22 protein-coding genes and 4 tRNA genes are annotated in these 21430 nt (G+C 63.8%); 20 read left to right on the top strand and 6 right to left on the bottom strand.

From position 1 onward, the window contains the following. Positions 1–94: 94 nt before the first annotated feature. Positions 95–1306, bottom strand: coding sequence for a pyridoxal phosphate-dependent aminotransferase (locus tag FW760_RS19930; protein ID WP_043862743.1), 1212 nt, complete (start codon positions 1304–1306; stop codon positions 95–97). Between the two features lie 165 nt (positions 1307–1471). On the opposite strand from FW760_RS19930, the gene msrB reads away from it, so the two are divergent. After that, positions 1472–1867, top strand: a complete 396-nt coding sequence (gene msrB, locus FW760_RS19925) for a peptide-methionine (R)-S-oxide reductase MsrB (RefSeq protein WP_043862744.1) — start codon at positions 1472–1474, stop codon at positions 1865–1867. A gap of 26 nt (positions 1868–1893) precedes the next feature. Continuing rightward, positions 1894–2382 carry a glutathione peroxidase gene (locus FW760_RS19920; RefSeq protein ID WP_043862745.1) on the top strand — a complete coding sequence of 163 codons (489 nt, stop codon included), beginning with the start codon at positions 1894–1896 and terminating at the stop codon, positions 2380–2382. On the opposite strand, the gene FW760_RS19915 is transcribed toward FW760_RS19920, so the two are convergent. Beyond that, the gene (locus FW760_RS19915; protein ID WP_446443930.1) at positions 2379–4745 is read right to left on the bottom strand and encodes a response regulator; all 2367 of its coding nucleotides are present in this window, start codon (positions 4743–4745) and stop codon (positions 2379–2381) included. The genes FW760_RS19920 and FW760_RS19915 overlap by 4 nt on opposite strands. 76 nt (positions 4746–4821) lie before the next feature. Between FW760_RS19915 and FW760_RS19910 the strand changes: the two genes are divergently transcribed. Together FW760_RS19910 and FW760_RS19905 are read left to right on the top strand one after the other, a co-directional pair. After that, on the top strand, positions 4822–5709 hold the full coding sequence (locus tag FW760_RS19910; protein WP_058541064.1) for an ATP-binding protein: 888 nt from the start codon (positions 4822–4824) through the stop codon (positions 5707–5709). Next, a complete protein-coding gene (locus FW760_RS19905) occupies positions 5709–6191 on the top strand; it encodes a GAF domain-containing protein (protein WP_054915824.1) in 483 nt (160 codons plus the stop codon). Before FW760_RS19910 ends, FW760_RS19905 begins: the two co-directional genes overlap by 1 nt. A 75-nt stretch (positions 6192–6266) precedes the next feature. On the opposite strand, the gene FW760_RS19900 is transcribed toward FW760_RS19905, so the two are convergent. Then, complete coding sequence (locus tag FW760_RS19900) at positions 6267–7034, bottom strand: hypothetical protein (RefSeq protein ID WP_043862749.1); 768 nt, start codon at positions 7032–7034, stop codon at positions 6267–6269. Between the two features lie 333 nt (positions 7035–7367). On the opposite strand from FW760_RS19900, the gene FW760_RS19895 reads away from it, so the two are divergent. The 5 genes from FW760_RS19895 (at position 7368) to FW760_RS19875 (ending at position 8190) form a co-directional block, all read left to right on the top strand. Continuing rightward, positions 7368–7443, top strand: a tRNA-Glu gene (locus FW760_RS19895). Between the two features lie 2 nt (positions 7444–7445). Further along, positions 7446–7521: transfer RNA gene (locus FW760_RS19890), tRNA-Gly, on the top strand. 102 nt (positions 7522–7623) lie between these two features. Beyond that, a tRNA-Glu gene (locus FW760_RS19885) sits at positions 7624–7699 on the top strand. A 3-nt stretch (positions 7700–7702) separates the two neighbouring features. Next, positions 7703–7778 (top strand) — tRNA-Gly (locus tag FW760_RS19880). A gap of 76 nt (positions 7779–7854) precedes the next feature. Next, positions 7855–8190, top strand: a complete 336-nt coding sequence (locus tag FW760_RS19875) for a hypothetical protein (protein ID WP_116055120.1) — start codon at positions 7855–7857, stop codon at positions 8188–8190. A gap of 116 nt (positions 8191–8306) precedes the next feature. Here the strand turns inward: FW760_RS19875 and FW760_RS19870 are convergent, their stop codons facing one another. Next, entirely contained in the window at positions 8307–8720 is a 414-nt protein-coding gene (locus FW760_RS19870) for a PA2817 family protein (RefSeq protein ID WP_043862897.1), read from the bottom strand. 76 nt (positions 8721–8796) lie between these two features. Next, positions 8797–11244, bottom strand: a complete 2448-nt coding sequence (locus tag FW760_RS19865; protein WP_043862896.1) for an acyl-CoA dehydrogenase — start codon at positions 11242–11244, stop codon at positions 8797–8799. 187 nt (positions 11245–11431) lie between these two features. Here FW760_RS19865 and FW760_RS19860 point away from each other — a divergent pair, with 187 nt between their 5' ends. The 3 genes from FW760_RS19860 (at position 11432) to FW760_RS19850 (ending at position 13908) form a co-directional block, all read left to right on the top strand. Beyond that, positions 11432–12055, top strand: a complete 624-nt coding sequence (locus FW760_RS19860; protein WP_058541066.1) for a glutathione S-transferase — start codon at positions 11432–11434, stop codon at positions 12053–12055. A 144-nt stretch (positions 12056–12199) separates the two neighbouring features. Further along, the gene (locus FW760_RS19855) at positions 12200–13132 is read left to right on the top strand and encodes an ABC transporter ATP-binding protein (protein ID WP_043862894.1); all 933 of its coding nucleotides are present in this window, start codon (positions 12200–12202) and stop codon (positions 13130–13132) included. Then, entirely contained in the window at positions 13129–13908 is a 780-nt protein-coding gene (locus FW760_RS19850) for an ABC transporter permease (protein WP_058541067.1), read from the top strand. Before FW760_RS19855 ends, FW760_RS19850 begins: the two co-directional genes overlap by 4 nt. Here the strand turns inward: FW760_RS19850 and FW760_RS19845 are convergent. Then, positions 13876–14415, bottom strand: a complete 540-nt coding sequence (locus FW760_RS19845) for a DUF2062 domain-containing protein (RefSeq protein ID WP_043862892.1) — start codon at positions 14413–14415, stop codon at positions 13876–13878. The two genes, FW760_RS19850 and FW760_RS19845, sit on opposite strands and share 33 nt — an antisense overlap. A 140-nt stretch (positions 14416–14555) precedes the next feature. Here FW760_RS19845 and FW760_RS19840 point away from each other — a divergent pair, with 140 nt between their 5' ends. The 8 genes from FW760_RS19840 (at position 14556) to murB (ending at position 21378) form a co-directional block, all read left to right on the top strand. Next, positions 14556–16778, top strand: a complete 2223-nt coding sequence (locus FW760_RS19840) for a DNA internalization-related competence protein ComEC/Rec2 (RefSeq protein WP_178083071.1) — start codon at positions 14556–14558, stop codon at positions 16776–16778. A gap of 62 nt (positions 16779–16840) precedes the next feature. Next, positions 16841–17476: a MotA/TolQ/ExbB proton channel family protein gene (locus FW760_RS19835; RefSeq protein WP_162484877.1), complete on the top strand. Its 636-nt coding sequence runs from the start codon at positions 16841–16843 to the stop codon at positions 17474–17476. Continuing rightward, positions 17473–17904 carry an ExbD/TolR family protein gene (locus tag FW760_RS19830; protein WP_078479738.1) on the top strand — a complete coding sequence of 144 codons (432 nt, stop codon included), beginning with the start codon at positions 17473–17475 and terminating at the stop codon, positions 17902–17904. The genes FW760_RS19835 and FW760_RS19830 overlap by 4 nt, the downstream gene beginning before the upstream one ends. Then, positions 17904–18914, top strand: coding sequence for a tetraacyldisaccharide 4'-kinase (gene lpxK, locus FW760_RS19825; RefSeq protein ID WP_116055116.1), 1011 nt, complete (start codon positions 17904–17906; stop codon positions 18912–18914). The genes FW760_RS19830 and lpxK overlap by 1 nt, the downstream gene beginning before the upstream one ends. A 37-nt stretch (positions 18915–18951) precedes the next feature. Next, positions 18952–19137 (top strand): Trm112 family protein, encoded by a 186-nt coding sequence (locus FW760_RS19820; RefSeq protein WP_003247142.1) that lies wholly within the window; start codon positions 18952–18954, stop codon positions 19135–19137. Then, positions 19134–19898: a 3-deoxy-manno-octulosonate cytidylyltransferase gene (kdsB, locus tag FW760_RS19815; protein WP_043862888.1), complete on the top strand. Its 765-nt coding sequence runs from the start codon at positions 19134–19136 to the stop codon at positions 19896–19898. Before FW760_RS19820 ends, kdsB begins: the two co-directional genes overlap by 4 nt. Continuing rightward, the gene (locus FW760_RS19810) at positions 19898–20362 is read left to right on the top strand and encodes a low molecular weight protein-tyrosine-phosphatase (protein WP_116055114.1); all 465 of its coding nucleotides are present in this window, start codon (positions 19898–19900) and stop codon (positions 20360–20362) included. The genes kdsB and FW760_RS19810 overlap by 1 nt, the downstream gene beginning before the upstream one ends. Then, positions 20359–21378: a UDP-N-acetylmuramate dehydrogenase gene (murB, locus tag FW760_RS19805; RefSeq protein WP_116055112.1), complete on the top strand. Its 1020-nt coding sequence runs from the start codon at positions 20359–20361 to the stop codon at positions 21376–21378. Before FW760_RS19810 ends, murB begins: the two co-directional genes overlap by 4 nt. The last annotated feature ends 52 nt before the right edge of the window (positions 21379–21430 follow it).

The following is a 21430-nucleotide window of genomic DNA, read 5'->3' as shown; positions in this document are numbered from 1 at the left end:
CAGGCGCGGAGAATGCCAGGTGCGCGAGCCAGAGCGGCAGGCTTGAGGTTGGCCCGTGGCCTGCGCCAGGGCTGGCGCAGGCAGGCATTCGGGCTTACTGCTGGTAGGTCTTGAGGAAATTGCCGATGCGACCGATCGCCTGCTCCAGGTCATCGACACGTGGCAGGGTCACGACGCGGAAGTGGTCGGGCCACGGCCAGTTGAAGGCGGTGCCTTGCACGATCAGCAGTTTTTCCGACAGCAGCAGGTCGAGGGCGAACTTTTCGTCATTGAAGATCGGGCAGACCTTCGGGTCGATGCGCGGGAAGGCATACAGGGCGCCCATCGGCTTGACGCAGCTGACCCCTGGAATGTCGTTGAGCAGCTCCCAGGTACGGTTGCGCTGCTCCAGCAGGCGACCTGGCGGCAGCACCAGGTCATTGATGCTCTGGTAGCCGCCCAGTGCGGTCTGGATGGCGTGCTGGCTCGGCACGTTGGCGCACAGGCGCATGTTGGCCAGCATGTCGATGCCTTCGATATAGCTCTGGGCGTGCTGCTTGGGCCCGGACAACGCCAGCCAGCCGGAGCGGAAGCCCGCCACCCGGTACGACTTGGACAGGCCGTTGAAGGTCAGGCAGAGCAGGTCGGGGGCCAGCGAGGCGGTGCAGATGTGCACGGCATCGTCGTACAGGATCTTGTCGTAGATCTCGTCGGAGAACACCACCAGGTTGTGTTGGCGGGCGATTTCCAGCATGCCCAGCAGCAACTCGCGCGAGTACACCGCGCCAGTGGGGTTGTTCGGGTTGATGATCACCATGGCCTTGGTGTTGGGGGTGATCTTGGCCTTGATGTCGGCAAGGTCGGGGAACCAGTCGGCCTGCTCGTCGCACAGGTAGTGCACCGGGTTGCCGCCGGCCAGGCTCACCGCAGCGGTCCACAGCGGGTAGTCCGGGGCCGGGATCAGCACCTCGTCGCCGTTGTTGAGCAGGGCCTGCATCGACATCACGATCAGCTCGGACACGCCGTTGCCCAGGTAGATGTCCTCGATGCCGACACCTTCGACCTGCTTCTGCTGGTAGTACTGCATCACCGCCTTGCGCGCGCTGAACAGGCCCTTGGAGTCGCTGTAGCCCTGGGCGGTGGGCAGGTTGCGAATCACATCCTGGAGGATCTCGTCGGGCGCCTCGAAACCAAAGGGCGCCGGGTTGCCGATGTTCAGCTTGAGGATGCGGTGGCCTTCCTCCTCCAGGCGTTTGGCGTGCTTGAGCACCGGGCCGCGAATGTCGTAGCAGACATTGGCGAGCTTGTTCGATTTGCTGACCTGCATGATGTGATCCCGATTAGAAAAGATCGCCGCGCATTGCGCTGTGAAAACGTTTGAAATGCGTGTAACGCGGGTGCCAGACTGACGTCTGATGAGGCGCAATAATACGTGCCACCCGCGTTGTCGAAAAGACGCAGTGCGGGGTTTTTAATTCAGCGAGGCCTGGTGATGGAAAAGATCGAGAAAACCCTGGAAGAATGGCGTGCGATGCTCGACCCCGAGCAGTACAACGTGTGCCGCCTGAAGGGCACCGAGCGCCCGTTCAGCGGCAAGTACAACAGCACCCGCACCGATGGCGTCTACCATTGCATCTGCTGCAACAAGCCGCTGTTCGATTCCAGAGCCAAGTTCGACTCCGGCTGCGGCTGGCCCAGCTTCTACGAGCCTATCGCCGACAACGCGATGGTCGAGATCCGCGATACCTCACATGGCATGATTCGCACCGAAGTCACCTGCGCCACTTGCGATGCCCATCTGGGCCATGTGTTTCCCGACGGCCCGCCGCCCACCGGTCTGCGCTACTGCATCAACTCGGTGTGCCTTGACCTGGTGCCGCGACAGTAACCCACCCGAACGCAGGAGACGCGGTCATGGCCGACAACAGTTTGCTCAATATTCCCTGCACCACCCTGCGGGGCGAGCAGAAAACCCTGGCGGATTACCCGGCAAGGGCGGTGCTGGTGGTCAATACCGCCAGCCAGTGCGGGTTCACGCCACAGTACAAGGGCCTGGAGTCGCTATGGCAGCGCTATCGCGAGCGCGGCCTGGTGGTGTTGGGCTTTCCCTGCAACCAGTTCGGCAAGCAGGAGCCGGGCGATGAGCTGGCGATATCGCAGTTCTGTGAAGCCAACTTTGGCGTGAGCTTTCCCCTGTTCAGAAAGGTCGAGGTCAATGGGGCGGGAGCGCATCCCCTGTTCGCCGCGCTCAAGCAGAGGGCTCCCGGCCTGTTCGGTTCGCAGGCGATCAAGTGGAATTTCACCAAGTTCCTGGTCGATCCGCAGTCGGGTGCCGTGAGCCGTTATGCGCCCAGCACCAAGCCCGAGGCGCTGGCGGGCGATATCGAAAAGCTGCTGCGCTAGGTTTCAGGGGCTGTTGGCGGCACCCAGTGATCGATCAGCGCCAGCAACTCTTCGCGGCGAAAGGGTTTGGCCAGGTAGTCGTTCATGCCTGCCGCCCGGCAGCGTTCGCGTTCCTCGGGCATGGCGTTGGCGGTAAGTGCCACGATGGGCAGGTCGGGCCAGCGTCCGCTCTGGCGTATGCGTCGGCTGGCCTCGTAGCCGTCCATCACCGGCATGTTGCAGTCCATCAGCACCAGGTCGAAGGCGGCTTGCTCCAACTGCTCCAGGGCCTCCCCGCCGTGGGCGGCCACGATCACCTCGCAGCCCAGCTTGCCCAGCATGCCCTTGGCGACCAGCTGGTTCACCGGGTTGTCTTCCACCAGCAGGATGCGGGCACGACGCTCGCTGGTCTGGGTGCCTGCCTGGGCGACCGGGCCTGCATCTTCACTGCCCTGCAGAATGCGCTGCAAGGTCTGGTACAGGGCGTTGCGGGCCAGCGGGCGGGCCTGCTGCTGCAGCGGTGCCAACTGGGCGGCTTCTTCCCCCGGCAGGAAGTTGCCATAGGCGGTCACCAGCAGGATTGGCGCCTTGAGTGACGGACGCAGGCCGAACAGGCCATCCAGGTTGTCGGTGACCAGCAGGTCGGGCTCCAGGTCGACCAGGCTGTCGATGCTGTCATGGCGCGAGTACGTCAGCCCCCAACGTGGCAGCAGGCTCTGCAGCAGTTCGGCAAGGCCGCTGCTGGCGCTGCTGATCGCCACCACCTTGCCGCGCAGGGGAGCGGGTGCAATCGCCGGGGTGTGGGAGGCCAGCGGCAGCTCGACACTGAACTGGCTGCCGAAGCCAGCTTCCGAACTGATGCTCAGGCGCCCCTGCATGGCTTCGCAGAGGTTGCGGGTCAGCGCCAGGCCCAGGCCGGTGCCGCCATACTGGCGGGTAATGCCGGCACCGGCCTGGGTGAAAGGCTGAAAGATCCTGACCTGGGCTTCCAGCGGGATGCCGATGCCCGTGTCGCAGACCTCCAGGCGCACGCCGCCGGGGTAGGTGCCCAGGCGAACGTCGACACGCCCGAAACGGGTGAACTTGAGCGCGTTGGACAGCAGGTTGCTGACGATCTGGCGCACCCGCGTGGGGTCACCCAGCACGCTGCTGGGAAACTGCGGATCGATCAGGCAGGTCAGCTCCACGCTGGGCGCCGCGTTCTGCGACAGCAGGTTGGCGGTGTCTTCCACCAGGGCGCCGAGGTCGAAGGGGATGCGCTCCAGCTCCAGCTGGCCGGCGTCGAACTTGGACAGGTCGAGAATATCGTTGAGCAGTTCCACCAGTACCTTGCCCGAGTCGTGGGCGATGGACAGCTGCTGGCGTTGTTCGGCGTTGAGCGGGCTGTCCAGCGACAGCGCGATCATGCCCAGCAGACCATTGAGCGGGGTGCGGATCTCGTGGCTCATGTTGGCCAGGAATGCGGCACGGGCCTGGGCCATGTCCAGCGCTCGGCGTCGCGCCTGCTCCAGTTCCTCGTTGGACTGGCTCAGGCGGGTGTTGCTGGACTTGAGTTCGTTGGTACGGGCCGAAACGATGTTTTCCAGCTCGTTGAGGTAGTCGGTCAGGCGGTTTTCGGCGTTGCGCCGCTGCTGGATCTCGGTGGCCATGCTCACGAACTGCTGGTTGGCGACCTTGACCAGCACGCCGATCTCGTCCTGTTCGTGACCGGGCGGGAAGGCCAGCTTGTTCTGGTTGGGGGCGCGCGCATTGCTGTTGCTCAGGGCGCTGATCACCCGCACCAGCGGCTTGGTCAGCATGAAATAGAACAGTGCCAGCAGGATGCCGGTCAGCACCAGGCTGCGCACGAACCCGTTGAGCAGCGTTACTTCGGCCCGCTTCAGAAAGCGGCTGCCGAAGGCGAAGGTGTCGACTTCAAGATACAGGGTGCCGAGGTATTCGCTGGGCATCTGGTCGAGCATCAGGCGATCCTGGAACTGCCGGCTCTGGCCGAAGAGAAAATCACTCACTACCCGATAGCTGCTTTGTTCGCGCGGGCGCTGCACATCGGACAACACGCTGTCGGTGTTGTCGATCAGGCGCGCACGGGTGATGGCGGGGGATTTGAGCAGGCCCAGGGTCAGTTCGTTGGCCAGTTCCGCGTCGAGGTTGTAGGCAATGCGCGAGGCGGGGTTGTGGCTGATTTGCAGCAGTGCCTGCATCTCGCGATTGATAGAGGCGTCTTCGCTGGCATAATCGATGCCGATCTGGATGAGACTGAGCAATGTTCCCAGGATGAAACCGACCAGGACCGTCAGCCGGGCTTGCTTGTAAGACAGGCGATTGGTGAACTTGATATCCATGTATCCCGAGCCAGTTCCACTTTCCGTGCGCTGCGCAAGCATAGCCGATCACCCCCGGTAGCTGGCAGGTACTGTCGCACATTCAGGCTTTCCCAAGAATCTGTGTCGAGGACATAACGTGGACTCTCGCTTGAATGCTTTCCTGGAGCGCGCCGAATCGGTATTGGCGCGTCTGGAACCGCTGCTGCCGGCATTGCGCCCCAGCATCGATTGGACCCAGTGCCTGGCTGCCCGTTGGCAGCGCGAAGGGCGCAGCGGTTTTCTGCTGCCGCTCGAGGTCAGCCTGGACATGCGCCTGACCGACCTGATCGGTGTCGACAGGCAGCGTGAACAACTGGGCCGCAATACCCGCCAGTTCATCGACGGCATGCCGGCCAACCACGCGCTGCTGTGGGGCTCGCGCGGCACCGGCAAGTCGTCGCTGGTGCGTGCCTTGCTGGCAGAGTACGCCCCACAGGGGCTGCGCCTGATCGAGATCGAGCGTGACCACCTGGCGGACCTGCCGCGGGTGGTGGAACAACTGCACAAACTGCCACAGCGTTTCGTGCTGTTCTGCGATGACCTGTCGTTCGAGGCCGGGGAGGGCGACTACCGCGTGCTCAAGAGCGTGCTGGACGGCTCCCTCGAGCAGGCGCCGGACAACGTTCTGCTGTATGCCACCTCCAACCGTCGGCACCTGGTGCCGGAAAAGCAGAGCGACAACGAGAACTGGAAGATGGTCGACGGCGAGCTGCACCCCAGCGAGGCCGTCGAGGACAAGATTGCCCTGTCGGACCGCTTTGGTCTGTGGCTGTCGTTCTACCCGTTCACCCAGGAGCACTTCCTTGATGTGGTCGAGCACTGGATCACCCAGTTGGCGCTGGCGCCAGGTCTGGTCTGGGCACGGGATGAAGAGCTGGACAAGGCCGCGATCCGCTGGGCAACCGGCCGCGGCAATCGCAATGGCCGCTGCGCCTATCAATTTGCCCGCTATTGGGTGGGCCTGAAACTGCTGGAGCAACAGTAATGATCGATTTGAATGCAGTGGGGGGCGGCCAGTGCGGCTATGACCTGCTGGCGGCGCAGCTGGAGGCACTACTGGACGGGGAGCGGGATTTCATTGCCAACGCTGCGCAGCTTTCCGCCTTTCTGTACAGCCAGGTCGAAGACCTGAACTGGGCAGGTTTCTACCTGGCGCGCGGTGAAGAGCTGGTACTGGGGCCGTTTCAGGGGCAGGTGGCGTGTGTACGCATCCCGTTCGGGCGCGGGGTGTGCGGGGCTGCGGCGGCTACACGCCAGACCCAGCGTGTGGAGGATGTGCATGCCTTCCCGGGGCATATTGCCTGTGACAGCGCCTCCAACAGCGAGTTGGTGATCCCTCTGGTCAAGGACGGAGCGCTGATCGGCGTACTGGACCTGGACAGCCCTGTACTTGCACGCTTTGGTGAGCAGGATCAGGCCGGGCTGGAGCGTCTGGCGCGGATTTTCCTGGATTCGACGGACTGCTGAGGCGGGTAGAGGCGTTGCGCCCATTCGCCAGCAAGGCTCCTGTCGGGGGCTGCTGGCGAATGGGTTGTGTTGCAATCAGTCGTAGATGACTTTCTTCTTCCAGTCTTCTTCGGTGTCGGACTTCAGCCCTTCGGTCAGTGGGTTGACCTCGTCTTCGGTTGGCTGGTTCTGGCTCAGTACCATGGCGTTGGCGCGTGCCAGCAGTTTGTCCATATAGTCGAGCTGCTCGCGGTAGAGCACCGGATCAGGTTGCTTGCGCAGGTACTGCACGCCCCGTTCGAACGCCAGGCGGGCCTGCCCCGGCTGGTTCTGCTGCAGCGCATGCTGCCCCAGGTTGTTGAAGAACTCGATGTGCAGCAGCACCAGGATATGGCGAATTTCCTTTACCCAGTACTTGGCTTCGTTGGTCGGCAGGAAGCCTTCCTGGGAGGCGCGCACCACCTGGCTGTGCAGGGCTTCGAGCAGAAAGCGTACATCCTTGGCACGGGCTTCGGTCTGGATCGGGCCGGGAGGGTTGTTCACCGGTATGCCATCGCCCAGGGCAATCAGGCCCTGGAGCTCGCTGATGCGTGCCTGGATTTCACGGTTGTGCTTGTCCAGGGCCAGGCGGCGCTGATTCAGGTTCAGTTCGAGGCGGGTCAGCAGCAGCTTGAGTGCCGGGGTCATCAACTGGCCGGGGAAGGTTTCGGTGATTTCGCCACAACGACGCAAGCGGTCGGCCAGCTCGATCTTGAGGCGGGCTCGTTCCAGCTTGTTGCTCTCGACTACATTGTTCAGGTAGCCAATCACGATCAAGAGTGCGATACCCGCTACTATAAGCAGGGTGATCAGAAGTGGTGTCACCGTTAACGCCTCATACAGGAAGGTTTGCCGTTTGAGTGTAGTGGCTTCGCTTTTGCCCGGATAGAGCTGTTTGGCAGTTGAGCAGGGCGGATTGCTGGCATTTTGCCTTGAGGTGCCGCCAGCACTGGGCCGCGTCGCGTATGTGCGTCAGAAAATAATCGTCAAGGCTCAGGCGCGCTGCGGCCTCCGTGGCAGCGTAAAGCAGGGCGAAGTCATTGATTTAAATAAATTTATATCTAGGGGTTGACGACTTCTCAAAGCACCCCTAGAATGCGCGCCACTTGCAGCGTAAAGCACACAGCGAAACGCGGCAGGGAGTGAATGTTGTAGCGTGTCCCCTTCGTCTAGTGGCCTAGGACACCGCCCTTTCACGGCGGTAACAGGGGTTCGAGTCCCCTAGGGGACGCCATTGCGGGAATAGCTCAGTTGGTAGAGCACGACCTTGCCAAGGTCGGGGTCGCGAGTTCGAGTCTCGTTTCCCGCTCCAATTTTAAGCAGCTTTGCTTCAGGGCAGGGCTGAGTGAAACCAGAAAGCATCTTCGGGTGTATTTCTGGAACTGAAACACTACACCATGGTGTTTCAGGCAGTGTCCCCTTCGTCTAGTGGCCTAGGACACCGCCCTTTCACGGCGGTAACAGGGGTTCGAGTCCCCTAGGGGACGCCATTTGCGGGAATAGCTCAGTTGGTAGAGCACGACCTTGCCAAGGTCGGGGTCGCGAGTTCGAGTCTCGTTTCCCGCTCCAAATTCAAAGAAAACGCCGTTCGTATGAACGGCGTTTTTTTTTGCATAAAAAACGCCGCGCGATGGCAGGGAGCAGCATGAAAATCATCTGTGTGCCGTTGAGCCGAGGCGCCATGTCGCGGCTGGATACCGATACCTGTACGGATGCAGACCTGCTAGATGTTCAGCTGGATGCAGAGGAGTTCGAAGCCGTGTGGCGATCGGGGCTTTTCACGCAGGCCAATCGAGCGCTGGCGCTGAACATCGATGAGTACGAAGATGAAAGGATTCTAGGCACTGTGCAGTTGGCGGCATTCAGTGCGTTGGTGTCGGCCTGTATCCAAGCCTGCCCCGAGGTCGGTGCACTGCTGAAGGTGGAGGCGCAGGTGCGAACCGCACTCGAGCTCGATACCGGCGTGTACTTTTTCTTCTGAGCCCGTTCAAGCACACGCAGTCATGTGAATGCGCTTTGTGCGGGACGTGGTCATCCTGCCGAAGGGGGGGGGCTACCTGCCAGTTCTGCTGGCCGCGCTGACAGGTAGCTTGCGCATCAGTGCTTGCTGTCGTCACCCGACATGCTCAACAACTGCTTCTCCTGGTTCCAGTCGAACGGTTCGTCGTTCTGCTCGGCTTCGTAGCGGCGTTCTTCCAGCTCCTGGTACATGGCCAGTTCTTCTTCCGGCATGTAGTGCAGGCAATCGCCGCCAAAGAACCACAGCAGGTCGCGGGGGATAAGGTGCGCGATCTGCGGGTAGCGCTGGATGACCTGGCAGATGAGGTCCTGACCCAGGTAGGTGCTCTCCGGGTCGACCGGCAACTGTTGCATCAGGTCGTCGAAACGCTCCAGAAACAGCGCGTGGCTTTCTTCCGGTACCTGTTCGGCCTCACCCAGGGCTGCAAGGATGGTGCGCAGGTGGGTGAGCAGGGCGAGGTGGTATTCCAGTTGAGCAGTGGCGTTGGCCATGCGGGCGATCCTCTAGAGCAAAATCGGGCGCGGGAGTATAAGGCTCCCCGCGCCCGATGTCCCGTTGGTGTGATGCTCAGCGCACCTTGCCCTCGGTGGGCAGCAGCTCGTCCTTGCTGAACGCATCCACGTCGATCACACGGCGCCGTGCGGCTTCGGCCTCGTGCAGGCTTTGAGCTTCGCCGGCCTGCAAGGTGTTGGCGTGCAAGGCTGCGTCGATCAGCGATTCGCCGGGAGCCGGCGCCAATTGGCCGCCCTTGTGGGCCTGGTGCAGCTTCTTGTGCAGCGGGGCGCTGGCCCTTAGCAGGTCGCTGGCCTGTTGCAACGCGCCCACCGGGTCGCTTGCATCGGTGGGGCGATAGCAGCCAGCCAGCAGTTGTTCGAGTGCCGGATCACCCTTGGCGCGACCCAGCAGCGCAGCAACCTCGGCATCCAGTTCGTCCGACGGGCCGGTATGACGGCGCCCGAACGGGAACACCACCAAGCGCAGCGCGCCACCGAGGAACCGATTGGGGAAGTTGTCGAGCAGGCGGTCCAGGGCTTTTTCGGCCTGGCCCAGGCTTTCTTCCATGGCCCAGCGCAACAGCGGCCGCAGGTACTCGGGCGAATCGAGATCGTGGTAGCGCTTGAGGGCTGCCGAACCCAGGTACAGGTTGCTCAATACGTCGCCAAGGCGCGCCGACAGGCGCTCACGGCGTTTCAGCTCGCCACCGAGCAGCATCATGCACAGGTCGGCCAGCAGGGCGAAGGCCGCCGCCTGGCGATCGAGTGCGCGAAAGTATCCCTGGCTCAATGCATCGCCGGGTGCCTTTTCAAAGCGCCCCAGGCCCAACCCAAGGACCAGCGTGCTGGCCGCGTTACCCACCGCGAAGCCCACATGCCTGAGCAGCAGGGCGTCGAACTCCTTGAGCGCCTGGTCGTGGTCTTCACGTGCTGCCAGGGCCATCTCCTTGAGCACGAACGGGTGGCAGCGAATCGCCCCCTGGCCAAAGATCATCAGGTTGCGCGAGAGGATGTTGGCGCCCTCGACGGTGATGAAGATCGGTGCCCCCTGCCAGCTGCGACCCAGGTAGTTGTTCGGGCCCATGATGATGCCCTTGCCCCCGTGCACGTCCATGGCGTGCTGGATGCATTCGCGCCCCCGTTCGGTGAGGTGGTACTTGAGGATCGCCGACAGCACCGAGGGTTTTTCACCCAGGTCCACCGCGTTGGCGGTGAGCATGCGTGCGCTGTCCATCAGCCAGGCATTGCCGCCGATGCGGGCCAGAGCCTCCTGAATGCCCTCGAACGCGGCCAGCGGTACGTTGAACTGCTCGCGCACCTGTGCGTACTGGCCCGTTACCAGGCTGGTGTACTTGGCGGCACCGGTACCGACTGCCGGCAAGGAGATCGAGCGTCCCACCGACAGGCAGTTCATCAGCATCATCCAGCCCTTGCCGAGCATCTCCTGCCCGCCAATCAGAAAACTCAGCGGGACGAACACGTCCTTGCCGCTGTTGGGGCCGTTCATGAACGCGGCGCCCAGCGGCAGATGGCGCTGACCGATCTCGACACCTGGGGTGTCGGTCGGGATGAGAGCCAGGCTGATACCCAGCTCCTCCTTGTCACCCAGCAGGTGATCGGGGTCGTAGGCCTTGAACGCTAGACCCAGCAGCGTCGCCACCGGGCCCAGGGTGATATAGCGCTTCTCCCAGTTCAGGCGCAGGCCCAGTACTTCCTCGCCCTGCCACTGGCCCTTGCAGATGACCCCGGTGTCGGGCATGGCGCCGGCGTCGGAGCCGGCCAGCGGACCGGTGAGGGCGAAGCACGGGATGTCGTCACCGCGGGCCAGGCGGGGCAGGTAATGGTTGCGTTGCTCGTCGGTGCCGTAGTGCAGCAGCAGTTCGGCCGGGCCGAGCGAGTTGGGCACCATCACCGTGGAGGCCAGGTCGCCGCTGCGGGTGGCCAGTTTCATCGCGACCTGTGAATGAGCGAAGGCGGAAAAGCCCTTGCCACCGTATTCCTTGGGAATGATCAGGGCAAAGAAGCCATGGGTCTTGATGTGCGCCCAGGCTTCGGCGGGAAGGTCCATGTCCTGGCCGATCTGCCAGTCGCTGACCATGGCGCAGAGCTCCTCGGTGGGCCCGTCGATGAAGGCTTGCTCTTCTGCGCTCAGTTGCACCTTGGGATAGGCCAGCAGGGTGTTCCAGTCGGGGCGGCCACTGAAGAGCTCGCCGTCCCACCAGACCGTGCCGGCATCGATGGCCTCACGCTCGGTCTGCGACATCGGCGGCAAGGTTTTGCGAAACCAGCCGAACAGCGGGGCAGTCAGCCATTTGCGGCGCAGATCGGGCAGCACCAGGGGCACGGCAGTGGCCACCAGCAGCAGCCAGAAGATCGTCAACAGCCAGCCGGGGGCATGGCTGAATGCGCCCATCGCCACCAGGTAGACGGCAACCACGCCCAGTGCGGGCAGGGGGGCAACCCGCCGGTGCGCCAGGTAGGCAATACCGACCACCAGCACCACTAACCACAACAGCAACATATGCTTTCCTCCGTGAGCTCCAGAAATAGCTATCCGACAGAGCTTAGACCGCCTGTGCCAAACAACCCGTCAGAACAGTGACAGGACGTGACCTGTGGAAGTTCGCGTTTTCGGGCCGCGGGCCAGCGATTGTCAGCCTCGCCAGCTCGGGTAGACTGAGTGCCCACCGCCTATGTCAGGAGTCGTCATGCTGAAGATCTGGGGACGCAAGAACTCGTCAAACGTCAGGAAGGCGCTGTGGTGCGCCCAGGAGCTGGGCCTGGGTTACCAGTCGATCGATGCCGGTGGCGAGTTCGGCGTGGTCGACGAGCCGCACTACCGTGCCCTCAACCCCAACGGCCGGGTGCCGATGATCGAGGATGGCGAGCTGGTGCTGTGGGAATCCAATACCATCGTGCGCTACCTGTGTGGCCGGTATGCCCCAAACACTGACTGGTACCCCGCCGACCCGGCGGCCCGGGCCAGCGCAGACAAGTGGATGGACTGGACCACGTCATCGCTGGCTACGCCATTTCGCCCGTTGTTCTGGGGCATCCTGCGTACCCCGTCTGACCAGCAGGACTGGGTGCAGATCAACGCCGCGCACAAGCAATGCGCCGAACTGCTGTCGATCGCCGATCAGGCCCTGGCCACGCAACCCTACCTGTCGGGGGAAGCGATCGGCATGGGCGACATCCCGCTGGGCTGCTTCGTGTATGCCTGGTTCGAGATGCCCATCGAGCGTCCGGAAATGAAGCACCTGCGTGCGTGGTACGAGCGCCTCAGGCAACGGCCGGCCTACCAGGCGGCGGTAATGACCGCGCTGACCTGAACCTGTCGATTACCCTGATAGTCAATATCGATACACTTCACTGTACTTGCGTGGCCTGGGCAAGCACCATGGCCACATTCGTCGCGGTCGGCCCTGTCTGACCGCCTGCCTTGTGAACCCTTCAACCTGGTGTGTAGACCTGCTATGAGTTCTGCTCTGTCCATTCGGCAGCTAACCAAGACCTACGGCAATGGCTTCCAGGCCCTCAAGGGCATCGACCTGGATGTCGCCGAAGGTGATTTCTTCGCCTTGCTCGGCCCCAATGGCGCCGGCAAATCCACCACCATCGGCATTCTCTCGACCCTGGTCAACAAGACCAGCGGCACGGTGAATGTGTTCGGCCATGACCTGGACCGAGAGCCAGCCGCGCTCAAGCGCTGCATCGGCGTGGTGCCCCAGGAGTTCAACTTCAATCAGTTCGAAAAGACCTTCGATATCGTCGTGACCCAGGCGGGTTACTACGGCATCCCGATGAAGGTGGCCAGGGAGCGCGCCGAGCAGTACCTGACCCAGCTGGGCCTGTGGGACAAGCGTGACGTGCCATCGCGCTCGCTGTCCGGCGGCATGAAGCGCCGCCTGATGATTGCCCGCGCGCTGATCCACGAACCGCGCCTGCTGATCCTCGACGAGCCTACCGCTGGCGTCGACATCGAGCTGCGCCGTTCGATGTGGAGCTTTCTGACCGAGCTCAACCAGAAGGGCATTACCATCATCCTGACCACCCACTACCTGGAAGAGGCCGAGCAGCTGTGCCGCAACATCGGCATCATCGACCACGGCACCATCGTGCAGAACACCAGCATGCGTCAGTTGCTGGGCACGTTGCATGTGGAGACCTTCCTGCTCGACCTCAAGCATGACCTGGCCCAGGCGCCGCAACTGGCCGGCTACCCGTGCCGGCTGATCACTCCGCACACCCTGGAAGTGCAGGTGGACAAGGACGTGGGCATCACCGCGCTGTTCGGCCAGTTGGCCCTGCAGAACATCGAGGTGCTGAGCCTGCGCAACAAGACCAATCGTCTCGAGGAGCTGTTCGTGTCCCTGGTGGAAAAAAACCTGGCGAAGGTGGCGGTATGAGTTCGGAACTGCGCGCCAACCTGGTTGCCCTCAATACCATCGTCTATCGAGAAGTGCGGCGGTTCACGCGGATCTGGCCGCAGACCCTGCTGCCCCCGGCGATCACCATGGTGCTGTACTTCGTGATCTTCGGGAACCTCATCGGCCGGCAGATCGGCGACATGGGTGGCTTCACCTATATGGAGTACATCGTGCCGGGCCTGATCATGATGTCGGTGATCACCAATTCCTACGGCAACGTGGTGTCGAGTTTCTTCGGCAGCAAGTTTCAGCGTTCGATCGAGGAGCTGATGGTGTCGCCGGTGTCGCCGCACACCATCCTCATCGGCTACACCCTGGGCGGCGTGCTGCGCGGGTTGGCGGTGGGAGTGATCGTGACCCTGCTGTCGCTGTTCTTCACCCATCTGCAGGTGCATCACCTGGGCGTGACGGTGCTGGTGGTGGTGCTGACCGCGACGATCTTCTCGCTGCTGGGCTTCATCAACGCAGTGTTTGCGCGCAACTTCGATGACATCTCGATCATCCCGACCTTCGTGCTCACGCCGCTGACGTACCTGGGTGGGGTGTTCTACTCCATCACCCTGCTGCCGCCATTCTGGCAGACCGTGTCGCTGGCCAACCCGGTGCTGCACATGGTCAACTCGTTCCGCTACGGCATCCTGGGCGTCTCGGACATCCGCATCGGCGTGGCCATCACCTTCATGCTGGTGGCCACCGCGGTGCTGTACATCGGCTGCGTGCGCCTACTGGTCAGCGGGCGAGGAATGCGCAGCTGATTTCTGCTTGCGCCTGCGCCACTGCCTGCCCACCCACCAGCGCCAGTAGAGCATGGTCAGGCAGTAGGCCAGCGCCCCCAGCAGCACGCCGCACACCACCGAGCCCAGCAGAAAGGGCTGCCACAGCGTCGACAGCTGGTCGGTGATCCATTCGAAGGTGAGTTCCTCAGGCAGCGTGCGTGGCGGTATCTGCATCAGCCATGCCCCCACCTGGTAGGTGCAGTAGAACACCGGCGGCATGGTGATGGGGTTGGTCAGCCACACCAGGCTGACGGCGATGGGCATGTTGCCACGCACCAGAACCGCCAGGCTGGCGGCCAGCAGCATCTGCATCGGGATAGGGATGAAGGCTGCGAAAAGGCCTACGGCCATGGCCCGTGCCACCGAATGGCGATTCAGGTGCCAGAGGTTGGGGTCGTGCAGCAGCCGGCCGAGAAAGCGTAAGGATTTATGTTCCCGAATGCTCGTCGGATCTGGCATGTAGCGTTTGAAAAGTCGACGCGGCATGTGGGCTCTCGGCGTTCTGAAGTGGCCAGTATGCACGGATTGTAAACAGCGCCAATTCAGACTTTGTGACAATTAATAAGCAAGGTGCGGGCCTGGGTGATCTAAGCCTCTGGGGTGAGATCTGCTCAGGAGCTTTACCCATGCGCACAAGGATGTTGGCGCTGGCCTTGGGGCTGTTGGCGCTCAACGTGCTACCTGCCTTGCCGTCGGTCGGCTGGCTCTGGGGCATCGGCATGACGGGAGTGTTATGCCTGGTGTGTCGATGGGCAGTGCCCGGTCTGTTCCTGCTTGGTTTTGCCTGGGCCTGTTGCTCGGCGCAATGGGCGCTGGACGATCGACTGCGGCCCGAGCTGGAGGGGCGCACCCTGTGGCTGGAAGGTCGGGTAGTGGGCCTGGCGCAGCAGGGTCCACATTCGGTGCGTTTCGAGCTGGCCGAAGCCTCCTCGCGCCGCGCCCAGTTGCCGCAGCGGCTGAGCCTGAGCTGGTTTGGCGGGCCGCCGGTCAACAGTGGCGAGCGTTGGCGCCTGGCGGTGCAGCTGCAGCGCCCCTCCGGCCTGCTCAACCCCCATGGGCCTGACCAGGAAGCGGCCATGCTGGCTCGGCGAATCGGTGCCACCGGCCGCGTAAGGGCAGGTGAACGACTGGCCCCGGCCAGCCATGCGTGGCGTGATTCGGTGCGCCAGCGCCTGCTCGGGGCTCAGGCCCATGGGCGCGAAGGTGCGCTGGCGGCGCTGGTGCTGGGTGACGGCGGGGCGCTGGCACAGGAGGACTGGCAGGTGCTCCAGGCAACCGGCACGGTGCACCTGCTGGTGATTTCCGGTCAGCACATCGGCTTGCTGGCCGGTCTGGTGTACGGCCTGGTGGCCGGGTTGGCACGTGTGGGGGCATGGCCCAGGGCGCTGCCCTGGCTACCCTGGGCGTGCGGCCTGGCGTTTGCGGCGGCCCTGGCGTACGGCTTGATGGCGGGCTTTCAGGTACCGGTACGACGCGCCTGCATCATGCTGGCGGTGGTGCTGTTGTGGCGCCTGCGTTTTCGCCACCTTGGGGCCTGGATTCCCTTGCTGCTTGCCCTCAACGGTGTATTGCTGGTGGAGCCATTGGCCAGCCTGCAGCCGGGGTTCTGGCTGTCGTTCGCAGCGGTGGCGGTGCTGGTGTATGTGTTCGGCGGCCGGCTGGGGGCCTGGAACCCCTGGCTGGCATGGTGCCGGGCCCAATGGCTGATCGCGATCGGCCTGTTGCCGGTGCTGCTGGCGCTGGGGCTGCCGATCAGTCTCTCGGCACCGCTGGCCAATCTGGTTGCGGTGCCCTGGGTCAGTATCGCGGTGTTGCCCCTGGCGCTGGCCGGCACACTGCTGCAGGGGCTCCCGTTGCTGGGGGAGGCCCTGTTGTGGCTGGCTGGAGGATCGCTGGCAGCCTTGTTCTGGACACTGGCACAGGTGGCGCATTGGCAACCGGCCTGGACACCGGTCGCCTTGCCGATATGGGCATGGTTGATGGTGGGCGGTGGCGCGGTACTGCTGCTGTTGCCGGGCGGGCTGCCGATGCGGGTGCTGGGCTGGCCCTTGCTGCTGCTGGCCGGCTGTGCGCCTCGCAACGAGATCGCCCATGGGCAACTGGAGGTGTGGCAGCTGGATGTCGGCCAGGGCCAGGCGTTTGTGCTGCGTACCCGTCACCATGCGATGCTGTATGACGCAGGCCCGGCCACCCGTGGCAGCGACCTGGGTGAGCGGGTGGTCGTGCCGACTCTGCGCAAGCTGGGGGTGCGCGAGCTGGACCTGGCGCTGATCAGCCATGCCCATGCCGACCATGCCGGCGGCGCCCTGGCGGTGCAGCGCAGCGTGCCGCTGGTGCGTGTGGTGGGCGGCGACCCGGATGAGCTGCCCGGGCAACTGCAGGCCCAGGCCTGCGCCAGTGGCGAGCAATGGCAGTGGGATGGCGTGCTCTTCAGCCTGTGGCGCTGGCAGCAGGCCGGCGACAGCAATCAGCGCTCCTGTGTGTTGCACGTGGATGCCGGCGGCGAAACCCTGCTGCTTACCGGTGACATCGATGCCCAGGCCGAGCGCGCCTGGCTGCGCGAGTCGACAGCCGGCCCGGTCGACTGGTTGCAGGCGCCCCATCATGGCAGCCGCACCTCGTCGAGCCAGGCCTTTCTCGAGCGAACCCGGCCACGGGGCGTGCTGATTTCGCGAGGGCGCCACAATGCATTCGGGCATCCGCACGCACAGGTGATGGCGCGTTACCAGGCGCTGGGTATCACCGTGCACGACAGCGCCCTGCACGGGGCGGTGCGCCTGGTGCTGGGCAGCTTTGGCCAGGCGGTCGGGCAACGCAGCCAGCGCCGCTTCTGGCGGGAGCCGACATGACGCTGTTCGGCCCCGTGGCCCCCTATGGTAAAGTGGCGGACTTTTTCGAGGGGGTCGCTACTGTGTGGGAATTGGTCAAGTCCGGTGGCTGGATGATGCTGCCGATCATTCTGAGTTCCATCGCTGCCATGGCTATCGTCGCCGAACGCCTGTGGACCCTGCGCGCCAGTCGTGTCACCCCGCCGCACCTGCTCGGCCAGGTGTGGCGCTGGATCAAGGACAAACAGCTCACCAGCGAGAAGCTCAAGACCCTGCGCGCCGACTCGCCGCTGGGCGAGATCCTGGCCGCGGGCCTGGCCAACTCCCGCCATGGTCGCGAAATCATGAAGGAGTGCATCGAGGAAGCCGCCGCCCGTGTCATCCACGAGCTGGAGCGCTACATCAACGCACTGGGCACCATCGCCGCCATGGCGCCGCTGCTGGGCCTGCTGGGCACCGTGCTGGGCATGATCGATATCTTCAGTGCCTTCACCGGGTCCGGCATGACCACCAATGCCTCGGTATTGGCGGGGGGGATCTCCAAGGCGTTGATCACCACCGCAGCCGGCCTGATGGTGGGTATCCCGGCAGTATTCTTCCATCGTTTCCTGCAACGGCGCATCGATGAGCTGGTGGTGGGCATGGAGCAGGAGGCCATCAAGCTGGTGGAAGTGGTCCAGGGGGACCGTGATGTCGACCTGAGCGAGGGCAAGGCGTGAAATTCCGGCGCAAGCCACGGGAGACCGTGGACATCAACCTCGCTTCGCTGATCGACGTGGTGTTCATCCTGCTGCTGTTTTTCGTGGTGACCACCACCTTCACCCGTGAAACCCAGTTGCGTGTCGAACTGCCCGAGGCGGTCAGCGGCGCTCCGGCGCCCGACACCGAGGCCAAGCAGCTGGAAATCACCATCAGCGCCGAAGGCGTGTACTCGGTCAACAACCACCTGTTGCCCAAGAGCGACCTGGGCACCCTGACCGAGGCCCTGCAGAAGGAATCACAGGGCGACACCAAGATGCCGCTGTCGATCAGCGCTGACGGCAAGACTCCGCACCAGGCCGTGGTCACCGCCATGGATGCCGCTGGCAAGCTCGGCTTCAGCCAGTTGCGCATGACCACGGTCGAGGCCGCCCAGGGGACACCTTGATGGCGCTTGCCGATCGTCTGTTGCATGCCTGGTATGCCGGCCACCCGGCATTGGTATTGTTGCGCCCGCTCGAGGCCCTGTACCGTCGGGTGGTGCGGGGCAAGCGCGAGCGTTTTCTGGCCGGGCAGGGCGACATCTATAGCGCACCGGTGCCGGTGCTGGTGGTGGGCAACATCACCGTGGGTGGCACCGGCAAGACCCCGCTTATCCTGTTTCTGATCGAGCACTGTCGCCAGCGCGGCCTGCGCGTGGGGGTGGTCAGCCGAGGCTATGGGGCCACTGCGCCGCAACTGCCGTGGCGCGTGCGTGCCGATCAACCGGCCGAACAGGCCGGTGACGAACCCTTGCTGATCGTGCAGCGCACCGGCGTGCCGCTGATGATCGACCCCGATCGCAGCCAGGCCGTGCGGGCCTTGCTCGACGCCGAGCCGCTGGACCTGATCCTGTGCGACGACGGCATGCAGCACTACCGCCTGGCGCGTGATCTCGAGCTGGTGCTGATCGACGCGGCCCGCGGCCTCGGCAATCGCCGCTGCCTGCCTGCCGGGCCGCTGCGTGAGCCGGTGGAGCGCCTGGATGAAGTGGACGCCGTGCTCTACAACGGCGCCCTCAGCGACCGTGATGATGGCTTTGCCTTCACCCTGGCCCCTACGGCACTGGTCAACCTGCGCAGCGGCGAGCGACGAGGCCTTGAGCATTTTGCGCCGGGCCAGGCATTGCACGCGGTGGCCGGCATCGGCAACCCTCAGCGATTTTTCAACACCCTGCAGGGGCTGGGCTGGCAGCCTGTGCCGCATGCGTTTGCCGACCATGCGGCGTACAACGCCCAGGCCCTGAGCTTCACCCCGTCATTGCCGCTGGTCATGACTGAGAAGGATGCGGTGAAATGCCGTGCTTTCGCCGCCGATGACTGGTGGTATCTTGCGGTCGACGCACTGCCTTCGCCGGCCTTCGTGGCCTGGCTCGACGCGCAACTGGCGCGTCTGCTGCCCGGGCCTCGCCAGCCCTGACATTTTCTTTTTCCGGCCACAGGCCTGAGGAATATCCATGGACACCAAATTGCTCGACATCCTTGCTTGCCCGATCACCAAAGGCCCGCTCAAGCTCAGCGCCGACAAGACCGAGCTGATCAGCAAGGGGGCCGGCCTGGCGTACCCGATTCGTGACGGTATCCCGGTGATGCTCGAGAGCGAAGCCCGAACCCTGACCGATGACGAGCGCCTGGACAAATGAGCCTGGATTTCACCGTTGTGATTCCAGCACGCCTGCGCTCCACCCGTCTGCCGGGCAAGCCATTGCTGTCGATTGCCGGCAAGCCGATGGTGCAGCACGTCTGGGAGCAGGCGCGCAGAAGCAGCGCCACCCGCGTGGTGATTGCCACCGATGACCCGAGCATCGTCGCTGCATGCCAGGGGTTTGGCGCCGAGGTGCTGCTGACCCGTGAGGACCACCAGTCGGGCACCGACCGCCTGGCCGAAGTCGCCACCCAGCTGGGCCTGTCGGCAGATGCGATCGTGGTCAATGTGCAGGGTGACGAGCCGTTGATTCCCCCGGCGATCATCGACCAGGTGGCGGCCAACCTGGCGGCGCATCCTGAAGCGGGCATTGCCACGCTGGCCGAGCCGATCGAAGACGTCGAAGTGCTGTTCAACCCCAATGCGGTCAAGGTGAGCACCGACCGCAACGGCCTGGCCCTGACCTTCAGCCGTGCGCCCTTGCCGTGGGCGCGTGATGCGTTTGCCCAGAGCCGCGAGCAATTGCCGGCGGGTGTGCCTTATCGCCGGCATATCGGCATGTACGCCTATCGCGCAGGCCTGTTGCAGGACTTCGTCGCCTGGGGCCCGTGCGGCCTGGAGCAGACCGAGTCGCTGGAGCAGTTGCGTGCGCTGTGGAATGGCGTGCGCATCCACGTGGCCGATGCCTTGCAGGCGCCGCCTGTGGGCGTCGACACACCTGAAGACCTGGAGCGCGTTCGGCGCTTGCTGGAGGCCTGATGCGCGTCCTGTTCGTATGCCTGGGCAACATCTGCCGCTCGCCGACGGCCGAGGGCGTGTTGCGCCATCAGTTGAAGCTGGCAGGCCTCGAGGATCAGGTCGAAGTGGCCTCGGCGGGTACGGGAGACTGGCATGTGGGCAAGCCGCCCGACAGCCGAACCCGCCGCACTGCGCTGGCGCGCGGCTACGACCTGTCCGCACAGCGTGCACAGCAGGTGAGCGCGCAGGACTTCAGCCGGTACGACCTGATCCTGGCTATGGACACCAGCAATCTCGGCCACCTCAAGGCGCTGCAACCGTCTGCCGGTACCGCCGAACTGGACCTGTTCCTGCGCCGCTACGAGGGTGAGCTGGATGAAGTGCCCGACCCTTACTACGGCGGCGAAGAGGGCTTCGAACAGGTGCTTGATCTCATTGAGCTGGCTTGTAGCAAGCTGGTGGTCGAGCTGAAGGGCCGGCTATGAGCGTGCAGGTGCAATCGCAGGTTTCACTCAAGCCTTACAACACCTTCGGAATCGAGGTGAAGGCGCAGTATTTCGCCCAGGCACACAACGATGACGAAGTGCGCCAGCTGCTGGCGCACGCAGCCGAACAGCACCTGCCGGTGCTGGTGATCGGTGGCGGCAGCAACCTGCTGCTGACTGCCGATATCCAGGCGCTGGTGCTGCGCATGGCCAGTGTCGGTGTGCGGATACTGTCGGATGATGGCCTGCGCGTGGTGGTCGAGGCAGAGGCGGGTGAGCCCTGGCATCCCTTCGTGCAGTGGACCCTGGCCCAGGGACTGTCGGGGCTGGAAAACCTCAGCCTGATCCCCGGTACCGTCGGGGCGGCGCCGATGCAGAACATCGGCGCCTATGGCGTGGAGATCAAGGACGTGTTTGCCGGGCTGACGGCACTGGATCGGGAAACCGGCCAGTTGCACGAGTTTGCGCTGGAACAGTGTGATTTTGCCTACCGTGACAGTGTGTTCAAGCGTAATCCCGGGCGCTGGCTGATCCTGCGGGTTCGCTTCGTGCTCAATCGCGCCGAGCACCTGCACCTGGACTACGGCCCGGTACGCCAGCGGCTGAGTGAGCAGGGCATCGGTCAGCCGACCGCACAGAATGTCAGCGATGCCATCTGCAGCATTCGTCGCGAAAAACTGCCAGACCCGGCCGAGCTGGGCAATGCCGGAAGCTTCTTCAAGAACCCGGTGGTGAGCGCTGAACTGGCGCAGCGCGTGCGCGAGGCGTATCCGGATGCGGTAGGTTATCCACAGGCCGATGGTCAGGTAAAGCTGGCGGCGGGGTGGTTGATCGAGCAGGCGGGCTGGAAGGGGTTTCGCGAGGGCGATGCCGGGGTGCACCGTTTGCAGTCGCTGGTGCTGGTGAACTACGGGCAGGCCAGTGGCAAGCAGTTGCATGCGCTGGCGCAGCGGATTCAGGCTGATGTGCTGGCGCGCTTCGGCGTCGCGCTGGAGATGGAACCCAACTTGTATTGACTGGGCGACTTGTTCGCTGGCAGCGCCGATTCCTGCGGGTTCGGCGTTGTTG

The sequence above is a fragment of the Pseudomonas sp. 1176_21 genome, assembly GCF_052850635.1.
This window is presented reverse-complemented; position numbering and strand designations above follow the sequence as displayed.